The sequence below is a fragment of the Camelimonas sp. ID_303_24 genome (assembly GCF_053543495.1).
The window spans coordinates 167,054-181,881 of record NZ_JBLLJM010000004.1; the positions used below are offsets into that span (position 1 = coordinate 167,054).

General features: G+C 63.2%; 11 protein-coding genes. 9 read left to right on the top strand and 2 right to left on the bottom strand.

The window, feature by feature from the left end:
- The first annotated feature begins 85 nt into the window (after positions 1-85).
- From rfbB to rfbD, 3 genes are read left to right on the top strand one after another with little or no spacing between them, the layout of a single operon-like run.
- Positions 86-1,147, top strand: coding sequence for a dTDP-glucose 4,6-dehydratase (rfbB, locus tag ACERNI_RS05695; protein WP_448832303.1), 1,062 nt, complete (start codon positions 86-88; stop codon positions 1,145-1,147).
- Between the two features lie 30 nt (positions 1,148-1,177).
- Complete coding sequence (gene rfbC / locus ACERNI_RS05700; RefSeq protein WP_448832304.1) at positions 1,178-1,735, top strand: dTDP-4-dehydrorhamnose 3,5-epimerase; 558 nt, start codon at positions 1,178-1,180, stop codon at positions 1,733-1,735.
- Between the two features lie 38 nt (positions 1,736-1,773).
- Positions 1,774-2,673 (top strand): dTDP-4-dehydrorhamnose reductase, encoded by a 900-nt coding sequence (gene rfbD / locus ACERNI_RS05705; RefSeq protein ID WP_448832305.1) that lies wholly within the window; start codon positions 1,774-1,776, stop codon positions 2,671-2,673.
- Between the two features lie 44 nt (positions 2,674-2,717).
- Here the strand turns inward: rfbD and ACERNI_RS05710 are convergent, their stop codons facing one another.
- Together ACERNI_RS05710 and ACERNI_RS05715 are read right to left on the bottom strand one after the other, a co-directional pair.
- On the bottom strand, positions 2,718-3,854 hold the full coding sequence (locus tag ACERNI_RS05710; protein ID WP_448832306.1) for a GDP-L-fucose synthase family protein: 1,137 nt from the start codon (positions 3,852-3,854) through the stop codon (positions 2,718-2,720).
- 396 nt (positions 3,855-4,250) lie between these two features.
- Positions 4,251-5,510 carry an FAD-dependent monooxygenase gene (locus ACERNI_RS05715; protein WP_448832307.1) on the bottom strand — a complete coding sequence of 420 codons (1,260 nt, stop codon included), beginning with the start codon at positions 5,508-5,510 and terminating at the stop codon, positions 4,251-4,253.
- Positions 5,511-5,661: 151 nt separating this feature from the next.
- Between ACERNI_RS05715 and ACERNI_RS05720 the strand changes: the two genes are divergently transcribed.
- The 6 genes from ACERNI_RS05720 to ACERNI_RS05745 all read left to right on the top strand — a co-directional run bounded on the left by ACERNI_RS05720 (position 5,662) and on the right by ACERNI_RS05745 (position 14,703).
- A complete protein-coding gene (locus tag ACERNI_RS05720) occupies positions 5,662-6,546 on the top strand; it encodes an acyl-CoA thioesterase (protein ID WP_448832308.1) in 885 nt (294 codons plus the stop codon).
- Positions 6,547-7,049: 503 nt separating this feature from the next.
- Positions 7,050-7,388: a P-II family nitrogen regulator gene (locus tag ACERNI_RS05725; RefSeq protein ID WP_448832309.1), complete on the top strand. Its 339-nt coding sequence runs from the start codon at positions 7,050-7,052 to the stop codon at positions 7,386-7,388.
- 32 nt (positions 7,389-7,420) lie between these two features.
- Positions 7,421-8,920 (top strand): ammonium transporter, encoded by a 1,500-nt coding sequence (locus ACERNI_RS05730; protein WP_448832310.1) that lies wholly within the window; start codon positions 7,421-7,423, stop codon positions 8,918-8,920.
- Between the two features lie 250 nt (positions 8,921-9,170).
- Positions 9,171-12,464 carry a DNA translocase FtsK gene (locus ACERNI_RS05735; protein WP_448832311.1) on the top strand — a complete coding sequence of 1,098 codons (3,294 nt, stop codon included), beginning with the start codon at positions 9,171-9,173 and terminating at the stop codon, positions 12,462-12,464.
- Positions 12,465-12,798: 334 nt separating this feature from the next.
- Positions 12,799-13,602, top strand: coding sequence for an outer membrane lipoprotein carrier protein LolA (locus tag ACERNI_RS05740; protein ID WP_448832312.1), 804 nt, complete (start codon positions 12,799-12,801; stop codon positions 13,600-13,602).
- A 273-nt stretch (positions 13,603-13,875) separates the two neighbouring features.
- On the top strand, positions 13,876-14,703 hold the full coding sequence (locus ACERNI_RS05745) for an exodeoxyribonuclease III (RefSeq protein ID WP_448832313.1): 828 nt from the start codon (positions 13,876-13,878) through the stop codon (positions 14,701-14,703).
- The last annotated feature ends 125 nt before the right edge of the window (positions 14,704-14,828 follow it).

A 14,828-nucleotide genomic window follows, 5' to 3' on the forward strand; every position in this document is an offset into this window, starting at 1 on the left:
TGGCGCCCACTCTGGGCCGGAAATGCGCCGCCATGACAGACGTCGGCGCCGATCCCTATTCACATAAAGCTGATACAGGCAGGTTATGGCGAAACGTTTTCTGGTTACCGGCGGCGCGGGCTTCATCGGATCAGCGGTGGTTCGCAAGCTGGTGCGCGACACGCCGCACGAGGTGCTCGTCGTCGATGCCCTGACTTACGCCGGCAACCTGGATTCAATTGAACCCGTCGCCAACAGTCCGCGCTATCGCTTTTTTCAGGCCGACATTCGCGATCAGGGCGCGATGGATGAGGTGGTGACCTCTTTCCGGCCGGACGTGATCATGCATCTCGCCGCTGAAAGCCATGTGGACCGCTCAATCGACGGCCCCGCCGAATTCCTGTCCACCAATGTCACCGGCACTTTCACCCTGCTCCAGGCTGCACTCGGCTACTGGCGCAATCTTGATGAAGCTGGCCGGGAGGCGTTCCGCTTCCATCACATCTCGACGGACGAGGTGTTTGGCTCGCTTGGCGCGGATGGTTTCTTCCACGAAGAAACGCCCTACCAGCCCAACTCTCCGTATTCCGCCTCCAAGGCGGCGTCCGACCACTTCGTCCGGGCCTGGCATCACACCTATGGCCTGCCCACGGTGATGACCAACTGCTCGAACAATTACGGGCCGTATCACTTCCCTGAGAAGCTGATCCCGCTGATGATCATCAATGCGCTCGAAGGCAAGCCGCTTCCGGTATACGGCAAGGGCGACAACGTGCGCGACTGGCTGTACGTCGACGATCACGCCGAGGCGCTGATTGAAGTGGCGATGCGCGGCCGCATCGGCGAGAGCTACAATATCGGCGGCTGGAACGAGCGGAAGAATATCGACGTGGTGCGCGCCATCTGCGCCCTGCTCGATGAACTGGCCCCGGACAGCGCGGCGGGCGGTCATGAGCGACTGATCAGCTGGGTCGCCGACCGCCCGGGCCACGACCAGCGCTACGCGATCGACGCCAGCAAAATTGAACGCGAGCTTGGCTGGAAGCCGAAAGAGACATTTGAAAGCGGGCTGCGCAAGACCGTGGAATGGTATCTCGCCAACCAGCAATGGTGGGAGCGGGTCCGCTCCGGCGGCTATCGCGGCGAACGCCTCGGCCTGTCCGCCTGATCCATACCATTGAACCAGTGTAGGCTTTACATGCTCTCCGTCACCCCAACGGCTTTGCCGGACGTCAAGATCATCACGCCAGTCCGTCATGGCGACCAGCGCGGCTTCTTCAGTGAAACCTGGAATCAGCAGGCCATGCGCGAAGCCGGCATTGACGCCAGTTTCGTTCAGGACAACCACTCGCTGTCCGGCCCGGTCGGAACGGTGCGCGGCCTGCACTTCCAGTCGGCGCCGTTCGCCCAGGACAAGCTGGTGCGCGTGTCGCGCGGGCGCATTCTGGATGTCGCCGTTGACCTGCGCAGGTCCTCGCCCACCTATGGACAGCACGTGGCCGTTGAGCTTTCGGCCGAGAACTGGCGCCAGCTCTGGGTTCCGGTGGGATTTGCTCACGGTTTTTGCACGCTCGAGCCGGATACCGAGGTTCAATACAAGGTCACGGCGCCCTACGCCGCCGCCCACGACCATGGCGTATTGTGGAACGATCCTGACATTGGCATTGACTGGCCGGTGTCCGGCGCCCAGGCGCTGCTTTCGCCCAAGGATGTGAAGCAGCCGCGCCTTGCGGATCTTCCGGTCTGGTTCGACTGAACGCGGGCGCCGCGACGGCCAACGGCGATGGAGAACACATGCGGATCCTGGTGACCGGAACGGAAGGGCAGCTGGCGCGTTCACTGCTGGAGCGAGCGGAGGCTGCAAATGACCTGTCGGTTGTTGCCATGGGCAGACCTGACCTGGATCTGACGCGGCCACACGCCATCGCCGGAGCCCTGACCGGCATCGACTGCGATGTAATTGTTAACGCCGCAGCCTACACGGCGGTGGATCAGGCCGAGTCGGAGCCCGAACTCGCTCTGGCCGTGAACTGCGATGGAGCCGAAGCCGTCGCCCAGGCAGCAGCGCTGGCCGGAATCCCCTTCATCCAGATATCGACCGACTACGTCTTTAATGGCCAGAAAGACGGCGCCTGGACCGAGGATGACAGCCCCGATCCACTTTCTGTCTATGGCAAAACCAAGCTTGCGGGAGAAATGGCGGTGCAGGCGGCGGCGCCCAGATCCGTGATCCTGCGCACGGCCTGGGTCTACAGCCCGTTCGGCAAGAACTTCGCCAAAACCATGCTCAGGCTTGCCGAAACTCGCGACGAACTGTCCGTTGTCGCCGACCAGACCGGCGCGCCAACCTCTGCCCTGGACATTGCCGACGGGGTGATTGCTGTAGCCCGCAATCTCGTCGCCCATCCGGATGATACGAAGCTCCACGGCGTCTTTCATATGACAGCCGCTGCCGGAGGCGCGGCCCCAACATGGGGCGATTTCGCTGAACAGATATTCATGGCCTCCCGTGAGCTTGGGGGACCCTCGGCCAGGGTGCGCCGCATCACCACCGCCGAATATCCGACGCCCGCAGCCAGACCACGGAACTCGCTGCTGGATTGCACCCGATTACAACAGGCCCATGGCGTCAGCCTGCCATCATGGCAAAAGCCCGTGATGGATGTCGTCAGACGCGTACTGGCGGACGGCTGAAGCGAACGTCCTTCCGCCCCAAGGCAGGGCATATTCTGCCCGGATCAGGCCTCAGCGCGGCACAGGGCGAGCCTCACCGTATCCGTTGCGCGTGGGACCCCGCCCTGCTCACGCCACCACCGCACCGTACTGGCGATGCCATCGCACAGATTTATCCGGGGAGACCAGCCAAGCGCCCGGATGCGGGAACTGTCCAGCAGTTTACGTGGCGCCCCCTCCGGGCGCGCAGGGTCAAAAACGATCCGGCCCTGGTAGCCCACGGCCTGGGCGATCAGCGTCGCCAGCGTGGCGATTGTCACCTCCTCACCTGAGCCAATATTGAGAGGGGCATCACCAGAATAGTGCTGCAGGGCATGAACAATGCCATTGGCGCAATCATCGACATGCAGAAACTCACGCCTGGCCTGGCCAGTCCCCCAGATCACGCATTCCGGCGCCCCGGTTGCTTTCGCTTCGCCCATCCGGCGAACCAGCGCCGGGATCACGTGTCCACGCTCCGGATCAAACCTGTCGCCTGGTCCGTAAAGATTGGTCGGCATGACCGATATGAAATCGCGCCCATCCTGCTGACGGATCGCACTGGCCATTTCAAGGCCGGCGATTTTGGCAATTGCGTAAGCCCTGTTTGTTGGTTCAGGCGCGCCCGTCAACAGGGCGTCCTCCGTTATGGGCTGCGAAGCATCTCTCGGGTAAATGCAGCTTGAACCCAGCAGCACCAGTTTTTTGACGTTGTACTTCCGTGAAGCCACCGCGATATTTGATGCAATTGTCAGATTATCGATCAGAAAATCGGCGGGACGGGCGACATTCGCCGCGATACCGCCGACGGTTGCGGCGGCGAGCAGGACGATGTCCGGCCGGCTGGCGGCCATCCAGCTTTCCGTCTCCAGTTGTCGCCGCAAGTCCAGCCGCTGGCGATCGACGGTCAGAATTTCGCAGCGCTCGCGTAACAGTCTTCGTCGCAACGCGGCGCCAACCAGCCCGGCATGACCCGCGATAAACACCCGCGCCCCCTCGAGCCGGCAGGACGGCGCCGGCAGATCATCATTCTCAGGTGGCGGCAGATCAATATACCCAACAAGACGTGGAAGCGGAAAAACTTCCGGTCGATAGATCTTCCGGTTCAGCATCTCGCCGTCTGGCGTCAAATGCTTATGGCCGACATATGAAAGAGCCTTCATGCAAATGCGCCCCATCAACCATGTTACTTTTCACCAATAAGCATCAAATAAAACGAAATAACAATACAGTAAATTATATAATTTTTTACAATTTCATCGCCCGTCATTCGAACGCAGCAATCAAATATATTTCATGATATCTATTTGTCTTCTAATGTAAAATGCGGTCAAATTATACAGTAACGCACATAGATGAGAATTTATGGACGTCAAAACCACATAAATAACGCCTGTGCAGGCCGGAAGCACAGAAAGGCCGCACGCTCCGTGAACCAGGAGAGCGCAGCGACCAGGCGGCAACGCACCCGGGCGAACTGGGAAATTCTTTCTATTTAATTGATTTTAAATACTTTCTTCACGTCTCCGACTGACGGTAAAATGCCAGGCAGTAGGCCGTCACCTGCGCGTGGGCGCGCTGACGCCAGCCGCTTCGCGGATCAGCATCTGCTTCAAAGTTGAAGAGCGTCCCGCCAGCCGTGCGCCGAGATCGCGAATCAACCGCACCGGCGTCAAATCATTCGAGAACAGCCGATTCAGGCCGTCCGTCACCACCGCCATGGCAATAACGTCGGCGCGCCGGTTACGATCGTATGCACGTAGCAAATTCAGCTCCCCCGCCGGCAATCCAATACGGATGGCCTCCACCAGAGCCTCGCCCAGCGCCATCACATCTCTCAGACCGAGATTGAGCCCCTGGCCGGCAATTGGGTGCACCTGATGGGCGGCGTCGCCCACCAGCGCCAGACCATCGGCGTAAAACCGGCGCGCCACGCCGAGCGCGAGCGGAAACACGCCCACTGGCCAGGTTTCAAGGTGAAGTGCGCCGCGCTCCAGGCCAAACCGTCGCCGGATCTCGGCCAGCATATCCTCCGCGTCCATCGCCATCAGGGCGTGAACGTCTGCCGCCCTTTCCGTCCAGACGATCGACGATCTGTTCCCGGTTAGCGGCAGGATGGCGAACGGCCCCGAGGGCAAAAAGTGCTGGGTGGCCTTGCCGGCGTGCGGCCGCTCATGCGCGAGAGTCGCGACAATGGCGGTTTGACCGTAGCCCCATCCATGCCAGCCAATGCCAGCCAGCGCGCGCAGGTTGGAGCGGGCGCCGTCCGCCGCCACCAGCAGGCTCGCTTGCCGTTGCGCCCCCCCCGACAGGGTCGCCACGCCAGACGAACCGGCGACCGCGCCGTTCCACCGCCAGCGCTCAACCCGCGCATCACACAATTCAACGCCAGCTGCGACAGCAGCTTTGGCCAGGGCGTGCAACACATCATCATTCGCCAGCATATGGGCAAACGGCTCGCCGGCTCCGACATCCCCCGACAGGGACAGCAGTTGCGCGCGGACAGGATCAGCCAGCGCGCTGTCGGTAATTTCCATGCTCGCGATCGGCTGGGCCCGGGGGGTAATCCCCTGCCATACGCCGAGCCGCTGAAACAGCCGTTGGCCATCCGCCGCCAGGGCCGAAACGCGCAGCGGATTATCGCCAGGAGTCTTTCGCATCGCCTCTGGAGCCGCCGGATCGCAAACCACGACCTGCACGCCAGATGTCAGTTCCTGCTTCAAAAGCACCGCCAGCGCCATTCCCGCAATGCCGCCGCCTGCAATGATGATGGTCTGGGGGGATTGGGACACGATGTTTCCTGCCTGTAATCGGGACATGATCCATATAGCGCGGCAACCGCCAACTTTCACGCCGGCAGGACCACCAGCGCACGTCCGCGCGCCGGATAAACATGACAGCGACCGGCAAAGGCGTCACACTTCGCCTGAGTAACGGTCAATCGGCCCGTAGCAGGCCGGCGGAGGCGCCATGAGCAAGGCCATCGACAACCTTCTGTCGATTCTGGATCTGGAAACCATCGAAGTGAACCTGTTCCGCGGCAGAAGCCCGCAGGATCGCTGGCAGCGCGTTTTTGGCGGGCAGGTTATCGGCCAGGCGCTGGTCGCCGCCTGCCGCACCGTCGAGCAACGCACATTGCATTCAATGCACTGCTACTTCCTGCTCGGCGGCGATCCGCGCGTTCCCATTGTCTACGAAGTTGACCGGATCCGCGACGGACGCAGCTTCACGACCCGCGGGGTCTCGGCGATCCAGCACGGCCGGCCAATCTTCTCGCTCACCGCGTCGTTTCACGTCAATGAAACCGGCCTCGAACATACCCTGCCGCCGCCAGAGGTGCCACAGCCTGAAGATCTGCCCAGCCAGTCGGACATTGATCCCGCCCTGCTGGCGAAAATGCCTGAAAACCAGCGCCGGTATTATTCCACGGCGCAGCCGATCGAGATCAAGGCTGTCGATTACCAGCATTATTTCTCGCGGTATTTCGCCCGTGAACCAACAACCCTGCCGTTCTGCGTCTGGATTCGGGCCGCCAACCGCCTGCCCGACGATCTGGCCATTCACCAGTGCGTACTGGCCTATGCCTCCGACATGACCCTACTCGACGTCAGCCTGTTTCCCCACGGCCGCAGCGTTATAGAGCCGACAATCCAGAGCGCCAGCCTCGATCACGCCATGTGGTTCTATGGCGATTTCCGCGCTGATGAGTGGCTGCTGTATGTGCAGGACACGCCAGTCGCTGGCGGCGCGCGCGGTCTGTCGCGCGGCAACATCTACACCCGTGACGGCCGCCTGATCGCCTCCGTGGCGCAGGAAGGCATGATCCGGCCCCGTCCCGATCTGGCGCGTGATTGAGAAGTGCACAAGCAGGCGTCATTATTTTTGATTAAAAAGCAGGCGCCTGGACATTTGGCGCCTGCGTGCTTTCCACCACTCCCCTATCGCCGGAAAGGCGCCCGGGGTTTGCCCCGAACCGGCGGCTTTCGCGTGATTGCAGTATCAGCCTGATTCTGAACATATTATTTGGACTTCGCCCCTGCAGGAAACTGGGGGACCATGACCGGCCGCGCCCACCCTCCCCTGGAAAACGGCGCAACATCCTGGCCCGTCCGCTTGAGCCGCGCGACATCAGCACGACAAGGCGCGTCTGCGCCAGACCGTCTGAAAGAACGAATATCATACTGAAATAAAATAATTTTCAAAAAAATGCGCCGCACTTCAGAAAACTGGCGCCCTTCTTGCTTTTTGGTATCCGAAGCCATGGCCGCCGTTGTGACGGATGCATGGAGAAACCGGGGCCAACCGACTTTCTGGCTGATGCGCCAGCCAGTCGCGCGACCAGCAATCGGGGGAAAGCAATGAAGATCGTCATGGCGATCATCAAGCCGTTCAAGCTTGAGGAAGTGCGCGATGCGCTCACGTCCCTGGGCGTCCATGGACTCACCGTAACGGAAGTTAAAGGTTACGGCCGACAGCGGGGCCATACGGAAATCTATCGCGGCGCCGAATACGCCGTCAGCTTCCTGCCGAAGATCAAGATTGAGGTCGCAGTGCCATCCGCCATGGTCGAAGCGACCGTCGAGGCCATCGCCGGCGCCGCCCGCACCGGCCAGATCGGCGACGGCAAGATCTTTGTGACCTCCATCGAAAAAGCCCTGCGCATCCGCACCGGCGAAACCGACGAAGACGCACTCTGAGCCCGCTGCCGGCCAGTATCTGGAGAAATGACATGACGCTCATGCGCACAACCGGCGCGCCGCGGCGCCTGCCCAGGGTCCTGGGTTCCGCCATCGCCGGCATTGGCCTGGCCCTGTTTGCCGGCGCTCCCGCGGCGCTTGCCGCCGGGCCCACTCCGGCAAAGGGCGACGTCGCCTGGATGGCGATCTCGACCATCCTCGTTCTGGCAATGTCGATCCCGGGCCTCGCCCTGTTCTATGGCGGCCTGGTCCGCACCAAGAACATGCTCTCCGTCCTCACCCAGGTGTTTGCCATCGTCTGTCTCGCGGCGATGATCTGGGTTGCCTACGGCTACTCCCTCGCCTTCACCGACGGCGGCTCCCTGAACAGCTTTGTCGGCGGCTTCTCCAAGTCCTTCCTCGCCGGAATTACGCCTGAAAGCACCGTCGGCACTTTCTCCAACGGCGTGGTCATTCCCGAGCTGATCTATATGGCTTTCCAGATGACCTTCGCCTGCATCACGCCGGCGCTGATCGTCGGCGCCTTTGCCGAGCGCGTGCGTTTTTCGGCGCTGCTGGTGTTTGTCGGCCTCTGGCTCACCTTCATTTACTTCCCGATGGCGCACATGGTCTGGTATTGGGCCGGCCCCGACGCGGTGGCAGCGGCGGCGCGCGAACTTGCTGCGGCGACCACCGAAACGGCAAAGGCTGCGGCGCAGGCCAAGCTTGACGCCGTCAACGCCGACGCGGGCATGCTGTTCAAGTGGGGCGCACTCGACTTCGCCGGCGGCACCGTGGTGCACATCAATGCAGGCATCGCCGGTTTCGTTGGCTGCCTGATCATCGGCAAGCGTATCGGCTACGGGCGCGAACTGATGGCGCCGCACTCCCTGACCATGACCATGATTGGTGCATCCCTGCTGTGGCTGGGCTGGTTCGGCTTCAATGCCGGCTCCAACCTGGAAGCGACGGGCGGCGCGGCCCTGGCCTTCGTCAACACCTTTGTGGCCACTGCCGCGGCAGCGCTGGCGTGGATGTTCGTGGAGTGGGCCTTCAAGGGCAAGGCGTCGCTGCTCGGCCTCGTGTCGGGGGCCGTCGCCGGCCTGGTCGCCATTACCCCCGCAGCTGGCTTCGCCGGCCCGATGGGTTCGATCATCCTTGGCCTGGTTGCCGGCGTGATCTGCTTCTTCTTCTGCACCACCGTGAAGAACACGTTCGGTTATGACGACACGGCGGACGTCTTCGGCGTACACTGCATCGGCGGCATCGTCGGCGCCATCGCCACCGGCGTTCTCGTCGCCCCGGCGCTTGGCGGCGTCGGCCTTGTCGATTACGCCGCCAATCCCGGAACCGCCTCGCCAGCAACCTATGTGATGGCGACGCAGGTCTGGGCCCAGATCAAGGCAGTGCTGTTCACCATCGTCTTCTCGGGCGTTGGCTCGGCCATCCTGTTCAAGCTCGTCGACCTGGTCATCGGCCTGCGGGTCTCGGTCGAAGAAGAGCGCGAAGGTCTCGACATCTCCGATCACGGCGAACGCGCCTACAACTACTGAGCGGAAACCCTCCGGACCTGTGGAAGCAGGTCCGGAAATCCTCCCCAAAAACTTCGCCATCATCACCCGTCTCCGCGCCCCGTGGCGCGGAGATTTTTTTCGCAACCGCGCAGCGTTCGCCGGCGCCGCCGTCACAAGGTTAAGCGGGTCTTAACCCCCAGCCGGCTAGCCTCACTCCTATATCTCCACGAACCGCCAGGTCGGCATGCGCACCGTCAGACGTTCCACCTCGCCAGCCCAGGATCTCTCGTTGGCCGCCCGCTACTTCATGAAGCGGCGCGCCTTCGATCTGGTTGGAATCGCCCTGATCGTTTTCGCCATCACCATGGCGATCGCCCTCATCACGTGGTCGGTCAGCGATCCAAGCCTCACTCACGCTACCGACAGCCGGATTTCGAACTGGCTCGGCGCCCCAGGCGCGGTCATCTCCGACATGGCGATGCAACTGTTCGGCCTTGGTTCTGTCGCCTGGCTGTTGCCTCTGGCGGTCTGGGGCGTGTCGCTGGTGACGCGCCGCACCATGCCCGGCATGAAATGGCGGATTCCGCTCTGGATCATAGGCGCCTCGGCGGCGGCGGCTGTTGCCAGCGCCATGCCGGCGACAGGCAGCTGGCCATTGCCAACGGGGCTGGGCGGCGTTGTTGGCGACGGCGTGCTCGCCGCCGCGCGCAACGTGCTGGGCGTACTCGGCGCATTCGGCCGGGTTCTCGCCGGCTTCATCATGGCCGCAATCGCCATCCTCGCGCTCAGCGCGGCCTGCGGCTACGGGTTTGACGAACAGGCAAGCGAAGACGACACGGATATGGATTCATGGCGCGCCTCCCGGGGCAAGGATACTGATTCGGACGAACCCGGCCTCGGCATCGTGTCGCTCGGCGCCGTGGTGCATGGCTTCATGATGCTCAAGGCCGCCATTGGCCGTCGGCGCAGCCGCCGCAAGCTGGCTGCGACCGCCGCTGGCGCCGCCGCCATGGCGGGCGTTTCCAGGGCTGCGGCAAGGACGCCAGGCGGCCGCGTCGAACCCAGCGCCTTCCCTGATGATTTCTCCACTGCGGCGCCCGACTACACCCCGGCGCTGGCGCCTGTCGCCGCTCCGGTTCAGCCAGCCGAGCCTCCCCGCTCCCGCGTGCGGATGCCGCCGACATGGCATGAGACGCCAGCCGTTGCAGCCGCGTCAGGGGTCATCGAGCCGCCGTGGCGCCAGGAGGAGGCGCCCTCGCCGGTGCACGCCGCCTACGCCCCCGCGCACATGCGCGCCGGCAGTCCCCGGGACGCGGACGCCGGTTACTACCAGGACGCCGAAACGGCCGCGCCGCAGATGGCTGCTGCGCCCGCCTGGTCTGAGCCGGTTGAGGCCGCGCCAGCCCATGTCCACCCCCAGCCGGCGCAAAGCCGCGAACCCGCTTCCGTGGCGGCGCACGCCATGACGCACGCGGCCGAAACCACGGCCGCCGCTGCGCGCGCTGCTGTTGGCGTTGCGACCCGGACTGCAACCGCTCCGCAAAAAATCATTCCGACCGCCGCCGCCATTGCCGCCGCCGCCGAACTGTCCTCGCGCTTTGCCGCGCGCGTGCGCAGAAAAGCCGCCGCGTCGGAAGAGATGTCCGAGAACGAAGACACTGCGGGTGACGATGCGGCTGGCTATCCTGCAGACGCGATCGACACGGCGGAGGCCGCGCCGGTTGAAGCTACGCAGCCGTTCGTTCTGCATCGCAAGCGGAAAGAGCCGGAGAGCGAAATCGCGCCTGACCTGGAAGAAACAGAGGACGACAACGACGCCTTTGGCGACGCTGACGTTGACATGGCTGCGGAAACAGACCCCGTCGCGCCCATGGCGCCGCGAATTCCATCCCATGCGCTCCGGGTCGGCGTTCCCGCCGCCATGACCTCCGCAGGCCCGGCGAACGATGACGCTGTGGCGGCGCGGCCTTCCCAGGCCCAGGGCGGCGCTGCCGCGACGGCGCGGCCGGTCGCCAAAGCGCCCGCTGCTCCTGCACAGCCGACGTTCGATACCGAGACCTACCAACTGCCGGAACTGGCGCTGCTGGCGGAGCCACGTCGCCCGGCGGCCAACAGCATGTTGTCCGTCGAGGCGCTGGAACAGAACGCCACGCTGCTGGAGGGCGTGCTGGAAGATTTCGGCGTGCGCGGCGAAATCATCAATGTGCGGCCAGGCCCGGTCGTGACGCTGTACGAGCTGGAGCCAGCGCCGGGCACCAAATCCTCCCGCGTCATTTCCCTGGCCGACGACATCGCCCGCTCCATGAGCGCCATCTCGGCCCGCGTTGCCGTCGTGCCTGGCCGCAACGCCATTGGCATCGAGTTGCCCAACAGCAATCGCGAGACGGTCTATCTGCGCGAATTGCTGGCCAGCGAAGATTTCTCGTCATCCAAGTCCCGCCTTGGCCTGTGCCTCGGCAAGACCATTGGCGGCGAGCCGGTGATCGCCGATCTCGCCCGCATGCCGCACCTGCTGGTGGCCGGCACCACCGGCTCGGGCAAATCGGTCGCCATCAACACCATGATCCTGTCGCTGCTGTACCGGCTGCGGCCGGATGAGTGCCGCCTCATCATGGTCGATCCCAAGATGCTGGAGCTGTCGATCTATGATGGCATCCCGCACCTGCTGACGCCGGTCGTCACCGACCCGAAGAAGGCGGTCGTCGCCCTCAAATGGGCGGTGCGCGAGATGGAAGACCGCTACAAGAAAATGTCGAAGCTCGGCGTTCGCAATATCGACGGCTTCAATACGCGCGTCGGCGAGGCCAAGCGCAAGGGCGAGATCATCACCCGCACCCTGCAGACCGGATTCGACAAACAAACCGGCGAGCCGGTGTACGAAGAAGAGGTGATGGATCTGGATCCATTGCCCTACATCGTCGTCATCGTCGACGAGATGGCCGACCTGATGATGGTGGCGGGCAAGGAAATCGAAGGCACGATCCAGCGTCTCGCCCAGATGGCCCGCGCCGCCGGCATCCACGTGGTGCTGGCCACCCAGCGCCCGTCGGTGGACGTGATCACCGGCACCATCAAGGCCAACTTCCCGACGCGCATTTCCTTCCAGGTCACCTCGAAGATCGACAGCCGCACCATCCTTGGCGAACAGGGCGCCGAACAGCTGCTGGGTCAGGGCGACATGCTCTACATGGCCGGCGGCGGCCGCGTCACCCGCGTGCACGGCCCGTTCGTTTCCGACAATGAGGTGGAAAAAGTTGTCTCCCACCTCAAGTCGCAGGGCCGGCCACAGTATCTGGAGGCCGTCACCGCCATGGAGGAAGGCGAAGGCGAGGAAGGCGGCGCCGTGTTCGACCAGAGCGCCATGGCCTCAGCTGGCGGCGATCTTTACGATCAGGCTGTGGCCATCGTGCTGCGCGACCGCAAGGCGTCGACGTCCTATATCCAGCGTCGCCTGCAGATTGGCTACAACCGCGCCGCGTCGCTCATGGAGCGCATGGAGCTGGAAGGCATCGTGGGCGCAGCCAACCACGCCGGCAAACGCGAGATTCTGGCTCAGGGCGGCGGGGAGCAGGAAGACGACTGAGCGCCACCCCGCCCTCACAATGCCCGCTTCCGCGCCTATATTGTGAAGAATGAGCCATTTGACTGACGAAGCGTCGTCGGAACCCCCGCCGCCGACCCGGCAGATGAACAACAGAAAGCGCAGCGTCATGCGGCATGTGTCACCAGAGAAAATCTCTGAAAGGCCCCGCAAGGCGCTCCGTCAATCCGGAGGCCGGGCAGCTCCATGGATCGCGCCCGGCGTTGTTGCGCTCATTTGTCTTGGCTCCGCCAGCGGCGCCCAGGCGGAATTCCAGTGGAACCCCTTCAAACCAGGTTTTGGCAAACAGGTTGCACCCCAGGAGGAGCGCCTTCCGGTGGCGCCTCCGCCCGCTTCACTGACCACGCCGGGCAAGGCGCAACCGACGCCAGCATCCGGCAAGCCAAAACCGCAGAATCCCGCGGCCGCCAAACCGGCGGCTGCCCCGGCGCCGGCCCAGGCAACCGCGCCGCAGACCACGCCGCAGCCGGATTCACCCCAGGCGACGGCGCCGTTGCCGCCGATGCGGCCATCCAATCTCCAGGGCTCCGCCCCGGCAGCGCCAACGCAACTGCGCCCGGGCGTGCAGGCAGCCGCCGTGGAAGCAGCGAAAGCAGCGACGCGCACGGGGGCCAATCCAGCGCCAACATCATCCGCCGAAGCGCTGGCGCGCGTGAATGAATGGCTCAACAGCTATGAAGCGATTCAGGCGCGCTTCATCCAGCACAATGCCCAGGGCCAGAAGGCGGAAGGCGCGCTCTATGTGCGGCGGCCGGGCCAGTTGGTGTTCAAATACGATCCGCCCAGTACTCTGGAAGTGGTGGCCGACGGCAAATCTGTTGCCGTGCGCGACAGCAAACTGCGCACCAATGACGTTTATTCCATCAGCCAGACCCCGCTGAAGTTCCTGCTGAAGGATCGGATCAACCTCGCCAGCGACACCAAACTGCTGAATGTGGCGACCGATGCCGATGGCATCGTGCGGGTCGCCCTGTCCGATTCCTCGACCCTGGGCGGCACATCGCAAATCACCCTGATCTTCGATTCCCGCGCCAACCAGCTCAAGCAGTGGAATATTGTCGACCCGCAGGGCTACAGGACCACGGTCGCGCTCTACAACATTCAGGAGACGCGGCGCTAAAGCGCTTGCCGATCAGCCAGAAGCGGTTGATCGATCGAAATTCGCTCAAAACAGGGACAATTGGAGCAGTTTGCGATCCAGATTGATTGAAAGCTGCTCCAGGACCGGCGGCGCGACGGCCTGGTGCGGGCGCACCCGCGGTCATGGCAATTCCCTTCGCAATTCCCTTCGGCGGCAACTTGCTCTAAATGCGGACGATCCCAGACGTTTAACGTCCAGATCAGCGCGACTGAACCGGAAACGCTGCTGACGTCCCGAACTGCCGGAGCAGACGTGCCGCTTTCCGTTACGACATGGAACATCAACTCGGTGCGCCTGCGCGCCGATCAGGTCATCCGCCACATCGACGCGTGTAACCCGGACATTGTCTGCCTTCAGGAAACCAAATGTCCTGATGAGCAGTTTCCGAGTTCTGTGTTCCGGCAACGCGGTTACGGGCACATCGCCGTTAACGGCCAGAAGGGCTATCACGGGGTGGCCATTCTTTCGCGCATCCCGTTCGCGCGCACCGACGTGAAGGCGTTCTGCGGCCAGAACGATTGCCGCCACATCTCGGTGCGCTTGCCGGCGCAGTACGCGGACCTGGAAATTCACAATTTCTACGTGCCGGCCGGCGGCGATATCCCGGACCCCGAACTGAATCCAAAGTTCCGTCACAAGCTGGATTTTCTGGATGAAATGCTGGCATGGACCGGAGCTGACCAGCCGGCGCGGCGCAACAGCATCCTGGTGGGCGACCTGAATGTCGCGCCTTACGTCACCGATGTCTGGAACCACAAGGCGCTGCTTAACGTCGTCAGCCACACGCCCATCGAGACCGGGGCGCTGGAAAACATCCGGGCAACAGCGGGCTTTGTCGACGCCATCCGCAAGCTGGCGCCCGAACCCGAGAAAGTTTTCACCTGGTGGAGCTACCGCTCGAAAGACCACACGGTGAACGATCGTGGGCGCCGGCTGGATCACGTCTGGCTGTCGCCTGGCGTCGCCGCCGGCCTGGAAGATTTTGTGATTTCAAAGGAAGCCCGCAGTTGGGAGCGACCGTCGGATCATGTTCCGGTCACGGTGCGGCTCAATCTGAAAGCGATGCAACAACCAGCCTGAAGCAAATCCGTTCATTTGGAACAGGCTGCCTCACCACGTTCTGACGTGAAGCTTGAGGCGTCTGGCGCCGGGCGCGCTCCCGCGCCGCAGGCGCGGCGGCGGAAAGCGCTAGGACGGATCGACAT

Bases quoted from the DNA above. Each gene is read 5' to 3' on its own strand.
- rfbD (WP_448832305.1), top strand. From the start codon at position 1,774: ATGCGGATCCTGGTGACCGGAACGGAAGGGCAGCTGGCGCGTTCACTG.
- ACERNI_RS05710 (WP_448832306.1), bottom strand. From the start codon at position 3,854: ATGAAGGCTCTTTCATATGTCGGCCATAAGCATTTGACGCCAGACGGC.
- rfbC (WP_448832304.1), top strand. From the start codon at position 1,178: ATGCTCTCCGTCACCCCAACGGCTTTGCCGGACGTCAAGATCATCACG.
- ACERNI_RS05725 (WP_448832309.1), top strand. From the start codon at position 7,050: ATGAAGATCGTCATGGCGATCATCAAGCCGTTCAAGCTTGAGGAAGTG.
- ACERNI_RS05715 (WP_448832307.1), bottom strand. From the start codon at position 5,510: ATGTCCCGATTACAGGCAGGAAACATCGTGTCCCAATCCCCCCAGACC.
- rfbB (WP_448832303.1), top strand. From the start codon at position 86: ATGGCGAAACGTTTTCTGGTTACCGGCGGCGCGGGCTTCATCGGATCA.
- ACERNI_RS05720 (WP_448832308.1), top strand. From the start codon at position 5,662: ATGAGCAAGGCCATCGACAACCTTCTGTCGATTCTGGATCTGGAAACC.
- ACERNI_RS05730 (WP_448832310.1), top strand. From the start codon at position 7,421: ATGACGCTCATGCGCACAACCGGCGCGCCGCGGCGCCTGCCCAGGGTC.